11 protein-coding genes are annotated in these 16455 nt (G+C 46.7%); all 11 read right to left on the bottom strand.

The window, feature by feature from the left end:
- Nucleotides 1–70: 70 nt before the first annotated feature.
- The 11 genes from MHI52_RS10990 to MHI52_RS10940 all read right to left on the bottom strand — a co-directional run bounded on the left by MHI52_RS10990 (nt 71) and on the right by MHI52_RS10940 (nt 16349).
- Nucleotides 71–1930, bottom strand: coding sequence for an adenine deaminase (locus MHI52_RS10990; protein WP_405159014.1), 1860 nt, complete (start codon nt 1928–1930; stop codon nt 71–73).
- Nucleotides 1931–2240: 310 nt separating this feature from the next.
- The gene (helD, locus tag MHI52_RS10985; protein ID WP_405159013.1) at nt 2241–4616 is read right to left on the bottom strand and encodes an RNA polymerase recycling motor HelD; all 2376 of its coding nucleotides are present in this window, start codon (nt 4614–4616) and stop codon (nt 2241–2243) included.
- A gap of 244 nt (nt 4617–4860) precedes the next feature.
- A complete protein-coding gene (locus tag MHI52_RS10980; RefSeq protein WP_405159012.1) occupies nt 4861–5322 on the bottom strand; it encodes a pyridoxamine 5'-phosphate oxidase family protein in 462 nt (153 codons plus the stop codon).
- 316 nt (nt 5323–5638) lie between these two features.
- On the bottom strand, nt 5639–6706 hold the full coding sequence (locus MHI52_RS10975; protein WP_017689291.1) for an aromatic acid exporter family protein: 1068 nt from the start codon (nt 6704–6706) through the stop codon (nt 5639–5641).
- Between the two features lie 300 nt (nt 6707–7006).
- Nucleotides 7007–7729 carry an HD domain-containing protein gene (locus MHI52_RS10970; RefSeq protein WP_405159011.1) on the bottom strand — a complete coding sequence of 241 codons (723 nt, stop codon included), beginning with the start codon at nt 7727–7729 and terminating at the stop codon, nt 7007–7009.
- A 1-nt stretch (nt 7730) separates the two neighbouring features.
- Entirely contained in the window at nt 7731–9170 is a 1440-nt protein-coding gene (locus MHI52_RS10965) for an NAD-dependent malic enzyme (RefSeq protein WP_339300573.1), read from the bottom strand.
- A 210-nt stretch (nt 9171–9380) separates the two neighbouring features.
- Nucleotides 9381–11453 carry a beta-galactosidase gene (locus MHI52_RS10960; RefSeq protein ID WP_405159010.1) on the bottom strand — a complete coding sequence of 691 codons (2073 nt, stop codon included), beginning with the start codon at nt 11451–11453 and terminating at the stop codon, nt 9381–9383.
- A gap of 97 nt (nt 11454–11550) precedes the next feature.
- Nucleotides 11551–12636 (bottom strand): arabinogalactan endo-beta-1,4-galactanase, encoded by a 1086-nt coding sequence (locus tag MHI52_RS10955; protein ID WP_405159009.1) that lies wholly within the window; start codon nt 12634–12636, stop codon nt 11551–11553.
- A 32-nt stretch (nt 12637–12668) separates the two neighbouring features.
- Nucleotides 12669–13547, bottom strand: coding sequence for a carbohydrate ABC transporter permease (locus MHI52_RS10950; RefSeq protein ID WP_017689296.1), 879 nt, complete (start codon nt 13545–13547; stop codon nt 12669–12671).
- A 29-nt stretch (nt 13548–13576) separates the two neighbouring features.
- On the bottom strand, nt 13577–14467 hold the full coding sequence (locus MHI52_RS10945) for a sugar ABC transporter permease (RefSeq protein WP_076326911.1): 891 nt from the start codon (nt 14465–14467) through the stop codon (nt 13577–13579).
- A 190-nt stretch (nt 14468–14657) separates the two neighbouring features.
- Nucleotides 14658–16349 (bottom strand): sugar ABC transporter, encoded by a 1692-nt coding sequence (locus MHI52_RS10940; protein WP_405159008.1) that lies wholly within the window; start codon nt 16347–16349, stop codon nt 14658–14660.
- Nucleotides 16350–16455: the final 106 nt, after the last annotated feature.

The following is a 16455-nucleotide window of genomic DNA, read 5'->3' as shown; positions in this document are numbered from 1 at the left end:
CACCAAAAAACCGCCCTAAGGCGGCTTTATATTGGAACCCTATTTAATGATGTCTAGTCGACATTCCCGTTCATTCATTACCCGATGGAGCTACAGGTGTATTATCAACCACTTCATCGAAAAGAGACACCAGTTCAATACCTTCTGCCGAGATCCGCACAAGCCCCTTGTCGGACAAACGTAATTCTGGAATCACAACCAGCGCGAGCAACGAAAGCGTCATGAACGCATTATTCAACGTACATCCTGCGGACTGTAAAGCTTCACTGATTGCTGCCGATTGGGCTGCAACGACTTCGAATGGCTCGGTTGACATCAAACCTGCAATCCGTAGCGGGAATTCGGTTACACCTGCTGCCGTTACCACGGCGACCCCGCCCTGCATACGAATGACGCGATTACCGGCTTCGGCCATTAGCGCATCATCATTACCGATAATCAACAGGTTGTGACTATCATGAGCAACTGTCATCGCAATCGCTGCAGGTGATGTGAAGCCGATGCCTCCAACAAGCGCTACCGCTCGATTCCCGGTTTGTTTGTGACGCTCCAATACCGCAATTTTGCATACTTCCCCTGAAGTTGAAACCACAACCTTGCCGTTCTCTACGGTAACAGGCAAGTGTTTCTCCTTTGTATCCACATGGTTCTCTGTCACATGAATGATTTTGGCACCAATCGTCCCCTCTGCAATCGGTGCAGCCAACTCCAGATCTTCCGGCTGAATATTAGCTTCTAACTTCACCGTGTTCAGTGCTTCTGTCGGATACGTGAAGCTGTCCCAGACCGCCGTCATTTTCCCATTCTCGGCTACAACTTGCCCGGCAGCAATCGTCATGCCCACACGTACATCCGCCAACCGGCCGTCCAGCAGAATAATATCGGCTATATTGCCCGGAATAATCGCACCAATGTCGCGCGCAACACCAAAGCGCTCAGCCGTGTTAATGGTTGCCATCTGGAAAGCCGTAACCGGCTTCACCCCTTGGGAGATTGCGAGACGAACAACAAAATCCATATGTCCTTCTTTGAGCAGCGATTCAGAGCTTCGGTCATCGGTCACCAGCATCATCCGGCGTGTATCCAGACCAAGCTCAGTGCAGGCTTTGATCGTCTCAGCCACATCATGCCATGCCGAACCTTGACGCATCTTCGCGTACATTCCGAGTCGCAGACGTTCAACCACATCTTCCTTGGTCACACATTCATGATCCCCTGTAACACCACTCGCTGCGTAGGCTGGCAGACGCCAGTCATCTGCAGCCCAGGTGAAATGACCGTCTGCCACTTTACCTGCCCGGAGCGTTGCCTGTATCTCACCAATCATCGTCTCATCCCCATAGACCACTCCAGGGAAGTTCATCACTTCACCAAGACCAATCATGTCCGGACCCCAGGAAAGAGCCTCAGCTACCTCTTCAGGCCCGATATAAGCACCTGTTGTCTCCAATCCTGGATGCGCGGAAGGCACACAGGAAGCCACCTGCATATAAGCTGCCATCGGTGTGGTCCGTGCTTCATCTAGCATTAGTCTCAGACCTTTCAGACCAAGCACGTTGGAGATCTCATGTGGGTCAAAGAAACCTCCGGTCGTGCCTGAAGGCAATACCGCTCTCGCAAACTCGGTTACTTTCATCTGTGTACTTTCGATATGGCAGTGTCCATCCAACAGACCAGGAGCGATATACTTACCGTTTGCTTCAATGATCCGGGTATGTTCTCCGATGGTGTGGCTTACATCTTTACCGACATAAGCGATTCGAGCTCCCTGTACAACTATGGACATCTCAGGCAAAATCTCACCCGATATCACGTTTACCAGCGTACCTCCCCGAATGACCAAAGTCGCTGGCAAATCTCCCCGTGCTGTAGCGACCAGATCCGGTACACAATCGGCCATAAGTGGCCGTTCAAAAGATGATTTGTTCATTTTGTTGCCTCCTTTAATAAACGATCCAAAAAAAATATATTGTTACGATTATATGAGTCCGGACTTCATGTGTAAAGAAAAATCACATCGATTGTGCTTAAATACAAATTATGCAGACGTATTTATCCACGGGACCCAATCCTTACGAATTCAAGTTAGGTATTTTTATCAATACGATCACCTATATGGCTGTAACCTCATCACGTATAATTCCCTCGCTAAGCTAGCTTCTTCCCGATATATGTATCATATACAGAAAAACTCCCGTTCCATTGAACGGAAGCCTTCTTCATGCATATGAAGTGTTATGTCAGTCCACTTGCGCAGCAGACACCTTGCCAAGATCATACTTTTCTTCCGACTGGGCGGTAATGAACGGACTAAGTGTGCCCACGCAGTAAACGTGCAGCAGATGCATCGCTCGTGTGCAAGCCGTATAGAACAACTTGCGTTCATGCTCCTGAGCATACTGCTCCGCAGAGCCGTCATAGATCAGGACTGCATCGAATTCCACACCTTTGGCCAGATACGCTGGGATGACATGAACACCCTGCTCAAAAGCCAGCGTCGTTTTTTTGATTAACTTCGGTGCTGTGGGCAGCGCCTTACTCAATGCAGCATGTATGTCTCTGCTCTCTTCGGCGGTTTTGCAGATAACTGCAACCGATTCGTACCCTTCCTTAATCAAGTACTTGAGGTCTGTCGTGATGACATTCATATGACGCTCTGAATCAGAAGAAACGATCACTTTAGGTTTCTCACCGCTGCGGTTAAATGGAATAATCTCTCCCCCCCCAGGCACCATGCCACGTGTAAACTCCACGATCTCCCGGGTAGATCGATAACTTCTGGTCAGCTCAATGACCTCTGTATTGTCTGGACCGTACAGGTTAGTCAAGGGTCCTGTTCCACTAAGTACTGAAGAGTGGGCATAGATTGCCTGATTAAAGTCACCAAGTGCTGTTATTTTCGCCCGTGGGAACAATCTCTTCATAAATGCCAACTGAAACGCAGAATAATCCTGGGCTTCATCAATAATGACATGTCGAATATTCGAGTTAATATGGAATCCAAGCATAAGCTCACGCAAGTACAAGTATGGCGTAATATCTTCATATGCCAACTCCTGAAGCTTCAATCTGCGTAAAGTCATCTTACAGATTTCATCCCATTGAGCAGGCAGCGCTTCATCACCCAGTAATCGTTCCATCTGAGCCTGATCGTTAAATAGATGTGCATATAATTGTCTTATATCAACGAATCGTAAGGACTTAATCCATTTTCGCAACGGTTTGAGTCGGTCACTGACCACCATACGTGCCAGAATCCCTCTTTCCTGCTCGAAGTCATTAAACGTATGGGTCTTTCCTTTTTGCTTGCGCTTCAACCGTTGATACGCACGTTGCAGATCCTCCGGCTCCATCAGATCAAGCTGCTGATCAACCCAAGGCGCATCCAGTTCACCTTTACCAAAGGCAGACAGTTCTTTCAGCATCCAGTCCCGTAACATCTCCAGTCGACTCACCAGCTTAACGGATGACTCGAAACTGTAGAATTTCTCAGCCATAGCCTCTGACGTGACAATCGCTCGGCCCTGGAAGCGAACCGGCTTGAATTTCATGCCACCTGACAACATACTTTCCTTATAACGTGTAATCACCTTGAGGAACGTTTCGGACGACTTGAAGCGAATGCTGGACATGCGAACATCGTAATCGGGATCTTCCGTCCCCGTAAGTACATATTCAAGCTGAATAAACGGATCTTCCAGTTGATATTCACGACCCAAACGGCGCTCCAGATACTCCTGGAAGGTCGTTTGCAACATGTTTTCCTCCCCAAGCTCAGGCAGTACCGTGGAGACATAACTGTTGAACATTGGATTTGGTGAAAAAAGAACCATCTGATCCGCTTGCAGATGCTCGCGGTATTTATAGAGAAGATATGCCACACGCTGGAGCGCCGCGGATGTTTTGCCACTGCCGGCTGCGCCTTGCACAATGAGCATACGTGTCCGGTCATTACGGATAATCCGGTTCTGCTCCTTCTGAATGGTCGCTACAATACTCTTCATCTGTGCATCCGAAGTTCGACTGAGCACGGCCTGCAACAACTCATCACCAATCGTGACCCCTGTGTCAAACATAAACCGGATACGACCATCCCGAATGACAAACTGTCGCTTCATCTCTATATCACCGCTGATCTCCCCACTGGGTGTATGATACGTGATTGGACCCGGTGCTCCGTCATAATACAGGTTGGAGATTGGCGCACGCCAGTCGTAGACCAGAAAAGATTCTTCCTTCTCATCCAGCAACGATGCAATGCCGAGATAAATGCGTTCTGCATTTGGATATCCATCTTCCTTAAAATCAATGCGTCCAAAATACGGTGAATGATGCAGTCGTTTCATTTTATTCAACGCAGCCGCTGTATTGAGATGGCTGCGCTCCCGATCGGACAATACCTGTGACTGCTGCCGCATGCTGGTTGAAGTCTCCCCGACATCATCCGCTTCGCTAAAGTTCATCGTGACTTCGTCCCAGAAGTCTTTTCTCATGCCAACCACTTCGTCACGGAAGGAACCAACTTCATCTTCCAGCGTTGAGATCTTGCGTTCAATCTGATCGGTCACGGTGTTGACCCGTTGTTGTTCCACATTCCATTGCTGATCTGTACTCATATGTTAATAGCCCCTCTTTCCCCGGATTGTGTCCTCAAAATCCCATTTGACAAGCCCGAAATGGCAATGGTATAATTATTAGAAAGTAAACATTTTAATTATATGTTAATTAGTTCTAATTTTCTGAAAACCATTTTTTATTGTACCAGTGACAACGTCCCGATGCAAGCGGAGGCGTTTTTTGTTGTTTTCTTCTTCATTATTACCCAATCACCAGGTCCTCAACTGACTTAGCTACCCCTGCCTACTTTCGTAATTCTTCAATCGTCTCTTTCCAGCGTGTAATTGCTCCAAGTTCATCTTTTAATTGAAAGGTTATTCCTGAAGTGATCTCCGCATATGGCGCGTGATCCACACGTACCTGGAGCACTTGTGCTTCAAAACGATCTCTCGGATGGATAGCCCCCTTCATCTCAGGCAGCCGTTCTACTTCTATACGGATATGCAACAATCGATGTCCTTGAACCGCAATCAAGGTAGCCTTGCCTGTTTTGCTCATGTTCATACTGGTCTGTGTACCTTGCCATAGAGCCAGTCTAAGCTGATGCGGATTTATCGCAATCACTTCCCCCATACTAATCATCGCCTGATGCGGCCACTGATCCTCAGATACAGTTAGCAGTTGCATGGCTTCATGCTGTTTATGCTCCAGATTTGTCCCACTCAACCATTCCATTAGTTCAGCGTCCAATTCCTCTATAATCATGTCTCTATCCCTCAGTTCGTTAATATTCATTCATGCGCTTCAGCCGTATGTATGACAAAACAACCCGGACACGATTGTCCGGGCTATGTTGTAACTACATTGTATATGATCGCCAAGCAGGTGCGCAATTCGCACTTAGAGGTTGTTCAAAAAGTCTAATTTTGATTACGAATCATGCCTAACGGCATCATCAGCATCGAATATGAAATTCAGCCGAAATGTCCGTTGCTCACGTAGTTTTCCTACGCTCCGCTACTCCATTTCTATCTTCATTCCATCTTCTTGGTACTGAAAACCAGACTTTTTGAACTTGAATTTAAGGCCACTTAAGCCAATTCAAAATTTTGTCCTGTGATTCTTTGTCTTCACTGGCGCTATGCACATGTTCGGCAAGTCGATTCAGACGTTCCAACTGATATCCATAATCATAAATGGCAGCAGCCACGATGGACAATCGTAACATCCCTTCCTTGTCGATATCAAACTGGGTGATCGCCTGCTCCATGAAACGGTCATTATCCAATACAAACTGTGCGGCCTCTTCCCCATTAGGCTTCAGCTTATCCTCGAACTTGAGCAGTGCATGCTCATGGAATTTGATAACCAGTTCAAGATGTGAGTCAAAAAACTGGTCCATGGCCGTTGTCCGCGGTGCCTGGAAATAGTGGCGTTCCACCGAATCCAGCACCTCGTACCCTTTTTGCAAACTCAGCAGCATTTGTTTGTAGACCACCATCTGACGAGTTTCGCTGAATTTCGAACGTTTCATCTTTTTCTGTTCCTCTTCGAACAAGTTATACTTGTCGGACAAAGACTTAATGGAACCGCCCAGGTTACTTTTCTCCTCCCGGAATACAACTTCCTTGATCTCATCCGAGATCGAAGTTCGCAGAAGCAATGACATACCGCTGAATACACTATGGATCTGCTTCACGAACTGAACCTTCGGTTTCGGAGGAAATACCGTAATGTTGATGAGAAACGCCGATACAATACCAACCAATGTCAACAGAAAACGATTGAGTGCAAAATGCCAATCACCCGAGGCTTCCATAATGGATACAACCGTGACCAGTGTCAGGCCAACCGTCTCACCCATATTCAATTTAAGACAGATCATGATGACAAGTACAATAATTAATCCAACGGCGATTGGCTCATTGGACAACACCATGCCCCCCACCAGGGCGACAATAGCTCCCAGCGTGGTCGTTTGCAATTGATCCAAGAAGTATTTCCAGGAACGATAGATGGAAGGCTGCATGGCGAATATAGCCGCGATTGCGGCAGGCACGGGAGATTGCGGGTTCAAGAACAGGCTGCTTAGGTACAAGGCAAGCGTGACCGCGATCCCCGTCTTAAGTACACGCGCACCAAACGACATGGTGATGACCCCTCCTCTTTACCGAACCTGAAATTTTACATTTGATAATCATGTTCATTATTACCCCATATTTCTTTTTTTGCCTGAATTCATTCAGGAGAACGATTTATTGTACCATGTAAGGTCTTCCGTTGCCATGTCATAAGTCAGAGGTATTGTGAAATTGATTCCTTTATGTATGTTAATACACATTATTAACCCAAAAAGAAGCAAATCTTCAAAATGGATTTTCACCACTTCAAAGATTCGCCTCTGTTACTTATGATACCTCTGTGGAATGCTCATGCTTATTATGCCTGCCTATCGGTCCGTGCCCTCCCATTCCCTTTTGAACTGGTCCACAAACTGCACCATATAATCATGACGCTGTTCCGCCAGCTCCTTGCCATAGGAGGTATTCATCAGATCCTTGAGCTTGAACAACTTCTCGTAAAAGTGATTTATCGTTGTGCTGCGCCCATTGCGATATTCCTCACGGGTCATCTGCTCCCGTGGGGGAAGGGACGGATCGTACATCTCGCGCCCTCTGGCGCCTGAAAAGGCAAAGGTTCGCGCGATCCCAATCGCACCCAATGCATCCAGTCGATCCGCATCCTGTACAACCTGTGCTTCAAGCGAGCTGACTGCAGGACGCTGTCCTCCCGCATATGAGATGGTGCTAATAATACCCACAACCTTATTACGTATATCCGGGTCAAGAGGCTGGGTATCCAGCCAGTCATTCAGTTTGGCCATCCCGGCTTCCAAGCTCTCATTCAGCTTCTCATCCGGTACATCATGTAATAATGCAGCCAGTTCGCAGACAAATGGATCTGCACCCATACGGTGAGCGAGTTCAACCGCAAGTGCGGTTACCCGTTCAATGTGCGGCCAGTCATGACCATCACTATGCTTGGATGAGTCCCCTTGAACAAAGGATCGGGCGGCGCGCAGAACAGCCTCTCCTGCCGTTATTCCATCTATATTATGCATGTGCCCTAATTCTTGCAGATTCCCACTAGGTTGAAGAGGGTTCTCTGACATCTTACGATTCCCCGCCTTCACGGGCCTGTTCACGAGGAATACGTCGAGCTACACCCGTCTTAACAGCTGCTTCAATTACGCGACTGCGCATCGATTTGACTACTTTATCATTGAACACACTCGGAATAATGTAATAACGTGTACGCTCTTCGTCCGTAATGGCCGAAGCAATCGCTTGAGCGGCTGCCAGCTTCATTTCTTCATTAATTTCGGTGGCTCGGCAATCCAGAACTGCTCTGAAGATGCCCGGGAAACATAACACATTGTTAATCTGATTCGGATAATCGGATCGTCCTGTTGCCATTACAGCCACAATGTCTTCCACCAAGGCAGGCATAATCTCAGGTACCGGGTTTGCCATTGCAAACACGATTGGATCTTCTGCCATGGTCTGTACATCTTCGCGAGTTAACAGATTCCCGCGGGATAGGCCAATGAACACATCGGCTCCACGAATGACATCACGCAGCGAACCAGTCTCCAGTTCGGGATTAGTACGAGCTGCATAATCACTCCAGACTTCATTCTCATAGGTTTGTGTCCGTACAATTGCACCCTCACGATCGACACCTATAAGCCGGCTGGCTCCCGCGGACAATAATATATTGCTGCACGCTACACCTGCTGCACCGATGCCACAGACCACAATCTTCACATCTTCAATGGACTTGCCCACCAGTTTGAGCGCATTGATCAGACCAGCATATAACACAACCGCTGTGCCATGCTGGTCATCATGAAATACAGGAATGTCCAATTCCTCATTCAGACGACGCTCAATTTCGAAACAACGCGGTGACGAGATATCCTCCAGATTAATGCCGCCAAAACCAGGTGATATCGCTTTCACAGTACGTATGATTTCCTCGGTATCCTGTGTGTCCAGGCAGATTGGGAAAGCATCCACACCTGCAAACTGTTTGAATAACATCGCTTTACCTTCCATGACAGGCATCGCTGCACGAGGCCCAATATTACCAAGCCCAAGCACTGCACTGCCATCAGATACGACGGCCACTGTATTCCGTTTAATTGTCAATGAGAAGGCTTTGCCGGGTTCTTCTGAAATGGCTGAACATACACGAGCAACATCCGGAGTGTACACACGTGACAGATCTTCCCGGTTTTGAATCGGGGTCTTTGGTGTTACTTCGATCTTACCGCCCAGATGAAGCAGGAACGTCCGATCCGATACGTTAATAATGGACACACCTTTAAGCTGGCGCACCCCTTCTATAATTTTACTGTTATCTTGTGCATCCGTAACTGCGACCGTCAAGTCGCGCACGCTTACATCCTGATTGGTGGAAATCACGTCGATGGCAATGATGTCTCCCCCAGCTTCCGAGATGGCCGAAGCCACTTCGCCAAACTTGATATCCTTAGTTGTCATTTCCAGTCGAATAATAATGCTGTTACCATCCAAATTTCTTTGATTCATTTCCATTCCTCCCAGACTGAAAGTCTTGAGTTACATGTTACGTGTTTGTCTTCGCTACGCGGACACGTTTATCCTTTATCTTGTCCAGAAAAAGTGGTTCAACAGCCAAATGCATAAATAAAAAAAGATGCCCTGAACACCAATGCAGGCGTTCAGGGCACTCTCTTCTAATTACTAACTTCATTTATTTAGTAACATATAGAATCTACATTATTTCCGGGCAGCCGGTCTGCGCAGAACACAAATGTCATATGGCTTCAAGCTGAGACTTGCTTCCACAGCATCACCACTGAGCAGATCAGTATAGGACTGTCCATCTAGTTCAATCAGCTTCTCATCTGGCGTGTAGTTCTGTACAAACACATAATCTGCTGTACCATCTGTACGTGTATGTGCCGTTGTTCCGGCAGGCAGCTCGGTTTCAAGTCCACGCTCAATGTTCAGGTCAGCGATAAGCTTCGCATAGAAATCATCATAGAATGGTGCTTTCAGACGTGTCGCTACGTAATATGCTTTTCCTGAACCCAACTGGTTAACCGTCAATGCCGGACGTCCGGCATAAAAGTCAGAACGGTACGTAGCCAAGGACTTCGCGCCTTCGAGATGAATCAGATCACACAGTTCAATTGCATCATACGCTGTATTGAGCTGAAGCTCATTGCCCTTCTCAGGGATAATTCCGTTCAGATCACGATCATGCAGTCCGTCAATTTCCTCGGACCAGATGCCAAGTGTCTTACGCAGCGGGCCTGGGAATCCACCCAGGAAACACAGATCGTTTTCGTTAACAATACCAGACCAGTAAGTTGCTACAAACGTACCACCTTGTTCTACAAACTTCTCAATACGTTCCCCGACACCTTCACGTACCAGATAGAGCATTGGAGCAATCAGCAACTTATACTTGGACAGATCTGCATCCATATCAATAACGTCTACAGCGACTCCCTTTTTCCAAAACGCTTCGTAATGCTCTTCCACCGTCTGCTCATACTTCACACCGATATTACGCGGACCCTGAGAATCATTAACGGCCCAGCGGTTTTCCCAATCAAATATGATTGCAACTTCTGCCGGAACCGCTGTTCCTACAATAGCTTCCATGCCTTCAAGAGCCGTTCCTACGTCGGTGACATCTTGGAACACTCGAGTGTGTTCCGTTCCTACGTGGTCTACCACCGCACCATGAAGTTTCTCACTGGACCCACGGCTCTTTCTCCATTGGAAGTACTGAACACTATCGGAACCATGTGCCACAGCCTGGAGAGAAGAGAGCAGATGCATGCCAGGTTTTTTCAGCTTGCTTACATCTTGCCAATTCGTCGAACTTGGAGTACTCTCCATCAGCAAGAACGGCTGACCGCCTTTGATGGAACGAACGATATCATGCATCATGGCGATACGGGATGCCTGTTTCGCGTCGTCATCTGCATCATGCCAAGTCGGATAACTGTCCCAAGAGAGGAAATCCAGAATATCAGCGAACTTCCAATAGTTCAGACCGCCATAGAATTCCATCAGGTTCGTTGTGACTGGCAGATCAGGATTCTGAGCTTTTAATGGTTTCGTTTCATGCACTATAAAATCAGCTGTCTGATCCGTAACGAAACGGCGCCAGTCCAGATTCATCGCGTGTACCTGTGTCTCACCGTGTGGAGCCGGAGATTCCACTTGACTCCAGTCTGTAACCGTATGGCTCCAGAATGTCGTCCACCAGGAATGATTCAGTTCATCGAGTGTTTTATACTTCTTCTGAACCCAACCACGGAATGCTTCCTGACAATAATCACAATGACAATCTCCGCCGAACTCGTTTGAGATATGCCAGCCGATTACAGCCGGATGATCCGAATAACGTTCTGCCAGTTTTGTGTTAATCGCAGTAACCTTCTCACGGTATACCGGGGAAGTATAACAATGGTTGTGACGGAAACCATGCAGATTGCGGACACGCTTCTCGGATACACGGAGCACTTCCGGGTACTTCGCGGACATCCAAGCAGGTCTAGCACCACTTGGTGTAGCGAGGAATGCATAGATACCGTTTGCTGCAAAACGATCCAACACCTGATCCAGCCATTCAAACGTGTATACACCCTCTTCCGGCTCAAGGGATACCCACGAGAAGATACCAATGGACATCACGTTACACTTGGCAAGCTTCATCAAGCGAATATCTTCTTCCAGAACTTCAGGATAGCGGAGCCATTGCTCCGGGTTATAGTCTGCGCCATGCAACATGTGCGGGGCTTTGGAACTTACAGGTGGAAATTTGTATGTCATAAGGACAACTCCCTTGCTTTAATTACTGTTTTTTTAGTTTATATATGATAACGATAACGATAACAACGACTTCACAGACGATACGTATTACGCTAGATTACACGTATGTCACGACATCTGATTCTTCAACAGCAGCAAGTGCTGTAAACGATTCCAACTTGCGACCTTTAAAATCAAACATGGTGAGGTTGCCCCAGTTATTCGGATGACCGACGGACCATTCTTCTTTACTTGGTATCCAGGCAGGTTCCCAATAATAGAATCCGTGCCCCAAACCACCAGGAACTTCGCGAATAATCTGCAATAGATCCTTCAGGTATTTGGTCTGTCCCTCTACACTTGCAGGGTATCCTGGTAACAACATATCTTCCTGATTCAATATCCATTCAATGCCTTCCGGCTGCTCCAGCGTCCATGGATAAGCGGTTTCAACTACATTGATCGGTTTGCCATAACGCTCAGCCAGATCATGAAGATTGTCACGTAATGCGTCGAGTGTGCCATGCCACCAAGGGTAATACGAGAGACCAATGACATCAAACTCCACACCCAGTGCTTCAAAGCGATCGTAAAACTTGCGGCTCTCGGCGTTATCTCCCCCACGATCAATATGTATCATAATCTGAATATCCGCGTCAACGGATTTGACCGCAGCAATTCCGTACTTCACAAGGCCTGCAAAGCGCTCCCACTGTTCATCCGTATCATGCTCTTCTCCACCAACACGTCCCTCATTCCATAACATGCCTGGTGTAATCTCGTTGCCCACCTGCACCATGTCCGGAAGCGCATCGTGTTCCTTCAACGTTCTCAGAACGTCAGCCGTATACATGCATACCGCACGTTGAAGCTCTTCATAGGACAGATTCTCCCATGCTTTCGGCTTCCATTGATTGGCTGGATCAGCCCAGCGATCAGAATAATGGAAATCAAGCAAAAATTTCAAGCCCTGTTCCTTGATCCGTTTGGCTATCTCCACCGTCCGTTCCAGATTGCAGAATCCACCAACAGGATCATTCCAGATTCGAAGTCGTATCGCGTTAGCGTCATTAATCTTCAGGATGGACAGCAAGTCTTGTTCCTTGCCATCCACATCACTATAACTCCCGCCATGCTGTTCGATTTCATCCATAAAGGACACATCCATTCCCAGAATGAATGTCTTTTCCGTCAAGTTGCTCACTGTATCAACCTCCATTAATTTGGGGTACAGGCTCAGCCTTTAACTGAGCCCAACGTCATACCTTTGACAAAGAAACGTTGCAGGAAAGGATACACAATCAAGATTGGTGCACTTCCGATGAAGATCTGAGCTGCCCTTACCGTAGTTTGAGAGAGGGCTTCCATTTCTTTTGGATTCATGCTCATGCTACTCATATCACGTCCAATAATGACCGTTTGCATAAATGTAGCAAGTGGGTAATCCTTGGCGTTATTCATGTAGAGCAATCCATCAAACCAGGAATTCCAGTGGAACACCATACTGAACAATGCAATTGTTGCAATGGACGGCATCGAAATGGGAAGGAAGATCCTGAACAATGTTCTGAAATGGTTAGCTCCATCCATGAGCGCCGCTTCCTCCAGCTCTTTTGGAATACCGCGGAAGAAGTTCAGCATCAGAATGACAAGGAATGTGTTAACTGCTCCTGGGAGCACCAGTACCCAGAAGGAATCCATCAACCCGATCTTCTGGATAACCATGTAGAACGGCACCAGTCCCCCGTTGAAAATCATACTGAATACAAAAATCCAGGAGTAGATCGTTCTGCCTTTGAATTCACTATTCTCTTTGGACAACGGATACGCCGCCAGGAACGTAATCAGCAAGGTAATAGCTGTACCGATCACTGTACGTAGAAGTGAAATCCAGAGCGAGTTCAAGAAAATTGGATTGTTCATCGTTTTTTTGTAAGCCTCAAGTGAAAATCCTACGGGCCAGAGATTGACCAGATTGGCGTCGGCAGCTGCCTTTGTACTAAAGGATACAGCCAGTACATGAACCATCGGTATGATACACATAATGGCGATCAAAATCAGAAAGCAGGTATTGACTATATTAAACACGCGATAAGGCAATGATTTATGATACATCGTGGTCCCTTCTTTCTCTGTTCATTCGTTTAGAATATGCGATATCCAGCGTATTTTTTGGCTAAGCTGTACGATACAAGAATCAAGATCATACTAATAACCGATTTAAATAATCCGATCGCGGTTGCAAAGCCCATCTCACCATTCTGCATTGCGGAACGGTATACGAATGTATCAATGATGTCACCCGTTTGATATACGAGCGGGTTATACAAGTTGAATATCTGGTCAAATCCGGCATTCAGTACGTTACCAAGCGCCAGTGTCCCTACAACCATCAGCATCGGCACAAGCGAAGGGATTGTAATGTGCAGTGTCTGTTTCCAGCGTCCTGCTCCGTCAATTTCAGCTGCTTCGTACAATGCTGGATTAATTCCGGCAAGGGCAGCCAGAAAGACAATCATGTTATAGCCAAATTCTTTCCACACATCTGTCAGAATGACCGTAGATCGGAACCAACTGTTGTCTCCCAGGAAGAAATATGGCCCGAGTCCAAAGGTTCCCAGAACCCGGTTAACCAAGCCGCCTGTTGACAACAGATCTATCAAAATCCCGCCCAGAATGACCCAGGACAAGAAGTGAGGTAAATATACGAGTGTTTGAATTGTTCGCTGTATAGCCATCTTGCGAACCTCATTCAAAAGAATGGCAAAAACAAATGGAACAAATAAATTGAAAATCAGTTTAAGTACAGCAATAATCAATGTGTTCCAGATGACCTGTAAGCTGTCTTCACGTTCAAACAAATATCTAAAGTTGTCCAGTCCAACCCATTCAGAACCGCTAATCCCAAGCCATGGCTTGTAGTTCTGGAATGCCATAACGATCCCGCCCATAGGCACATAACTGAAGATGATCAGAAAGATAATGGCTGGCAACAGCATAACGTGGAATGGCCAAGTGCGTTTCAAAGTTCTCATGATTGCTCCCCCTGTATTTCTTCCTACTCAAGTACTCCCTGAGTGGCTTATAATGCGATTATATCAACCTTTTACGGGGTCCAAACAGCACATAAAAGCAATATAAATGGCACAAATTCAACCACTTTGCCTCAGCTTGAATAAACAAAAAAAAGCGCACAGACGAGTACCGTCTGTGCGCAGTTAAAAACTATTTTTTCACACCGTCATACCATTCGTTGACCTCTTGAGTGATCTGGTCACCGCCACCGGATTTCCACGTTTGTACAAAAGTATCAAACGCATCCGCTGGATTTTTGCCATAGATAATTTCGTTAAATGCTTGATTCTCGATTTTGTTCAGATAGTCCAGCTTCGATTTCATCGTCTGCGTTGTTGGACCTGTGAACATGTTTTTGAAGGAAATTTCTTCTTGGCTCAGCAATACTTTCGCAGCAGCAGGGGTTTCCTTACCATAGTTCACGGCAACATCTTTTTCGAGCTTGGTTTCAGGCTCTTTGCCATCTGCCAGATTCATCAGAGCTTTCATCTGAGCGTCCGGAATACGAGCGCCATCACGCACGAGCAAATAACGCACAACGTTTACATACCCGCCATCAATTTCTTCAATCGGCATTTGTTTACCATTACCATCCAATTGATAGTCATAGCCTGCAAATAGACCGTTATCATATTCACTTCCTGGTTGCGGATCTGCGTAATTATCATAAAGATAGTTTTGGTAAGTAAAGAATGCTTCCGGATTTTTCATATCTTTCTTGATCAATGTTACACCATTAACAAAATGTGTACCATGACGCATCGCTTTGCCTTCAGGGCCAGTTGGAATTTCAATCGGTTTCCAAACCGCACCTGGGACATTTTTTACCGTATCCTTCAGCGGCCATCCACTCATCCAGTATGGACCCGGGATAATGCCGGCTGTGCCTGCAACTGCTGGCTCTGCCGTTTTGTTTTCATCCCACAACGCTGCTTCCTGCGGGATATAACCTTTTGTGAGCCATTCGCTCAATTTGGTCAAACCTGGCTTCATACCTGGATTGATAGAACCATACTCCAGCTTGCCATCCGCAGCCAGATTCCATTGTTGAGGTAAGGTGCCATATGCACCAAAGATCCAGGATACATCTCCCATCCATGTATTCATGGATGTTTTGAAGCCAACGCTGAGCGGAGTGACTTTATCTGGAGCCAAGCCGTCAGGGTTATTATTCTTAAATGCTTCCATCACTGCTTCCAGTTCGTCGATGGTTTTTGGTGCCTTCATGTTCAGCTTGTCCAGCCAGTCCTGACGAATCCAGAGAAGGTAGTCATTGTTGTAGGCATAGTCCAGAACAGGGACACCCATTCTTTTGCCATCACGACTGTACGGGTTCCATACATTAGGGTCCTGCTCCATTGCTTTTTTCCATGTGTCGGAAGCGTATTTGTCGAACAGTGGTCCCACTTCCTGATACATACCGGAGTCAATTAAATCTTGAGCAACTAAATTATCCGGCTGCCCTATTGTCACAATATCCGGCATTTCTTGGCCGGAGGACATAGCGAGACGAAGCTTGGTCGCAAATGCACTGTTCGTATCTGTCACGGACCACAAGGATTTGATTTCAATTCCGAATTTGTCCTTGGCCCACTTGGTTGCCACGTTATTTTCCATGGATTCGCCATTTTTAAATTTCAGCTCAGGATCGATTCCCCATGCTGTAGTAATGGTAACTGCCGGATCATACTTTTCTTTGTATTCGTTTTGGGTTCCAGATGTACTTGGTGTTGCACTATCTCCGCCCCCACTGCCTCCTGAACATCCTGCAAGAACGACAGTTAGACTCAGCGTTGTAGCGAGAAGCGTCAAGAATCTCTTTTTCGTTGATTGCGCTCTCATGTTGTTCCCCCTTAAATCATTTTGGTTACCCTTTCATTATAGGCTGACCAGGCCTTTGAGCCTATGATACGAAATCAAGATTTCTGCACCTTTGCCAACCTATATT

Source organism: Paenibacillus sp. FSL H8-0283, from assembly GCF_045040675.1.
GTDB classification, from domain to species: domain Bacteria; phylum Bacillota; class Bacilli; order Paenibacillales; family Paenibacillaceae; genus Paenibacillus; species Paenibacillus amylolyticus.
The sequence above is the reverse complement of the archived record's forward strand: the minus strand, read 5'-3'. Positions and strand labels throughout refer to the sequence as shown.

Bases quoted from the DNA above. Each gene is read 5' to 3' on its own strand.
- helD (WP_405159013.1), bottom strand. From the start codon at position 4,616: ATGAGTACAGATCAGCAATGGAATGTGGAACAACAACGGGTCAACACC.
- MHI52_RS10975 (WP_017689291.1), bottom strand. From the start codon at position 6,706: ATGTCGTTTGGTGCGCGTGTACTTAAGACGGGGATCGCGGTCACGCTT.
- MHI52_RS10980 (WP_405159012.1), bottom strand. From the start codon at position 5,322: ATGATTATAGAGGAATTGGACGCTGAACTAATGGAATGGTTGAGTGGG.
- MHI52_RS10990 (WP_405159014.1), bottom strand. From the start codon at position 1,930: ATGAACAAATCATCTTTTGAACGGCCACTTATGGCCGATTGTGTACCG.
- MHI52_RS10950 (WP_017689296.1), bottom strand. From the start codon at position 13,547: ATGTATCATAAATCATTGCCTTATCGCGTGTTTAATATAGTCAATACC.
- MHI52_RS10940 (WP_405159008.1), bottom strand. From the start codon at position 16,349: ATGAGAGCGCAATCAACGAAAAAGAGATTCTTGACGCTTCTCGCTACA.
- MHI52_RS10965 (WP_339300573.1), bottom strand. From the start codon at position 9,170: ATGAATCAAAGAAATTTGGATGGTAACAGCATTATTATTCGACTGGAA.
- MHI52_RS10945 (WP_076326911.1), bottom strand. From the start codon at position 14,467: ATGAGAACTTTGAAACGCACTTGGCCATTCCACGTTATGCTGTTGCCA.
- MHI52_RS10960 (WP_405159010.1), bottom strand. From the start codon at position 11,453: ATGACATACAAATTTCCACCTGTAAGTTCCAAAGCCCCGCACATGTTG.
- MHI52_RS10970 (WP_405159011.1), bottom strand. From the start codon at position 7,729: ATGTCAGAGAACCCTCTTCAACCTAGTGGGAATCTGCAAGAATTAGGG.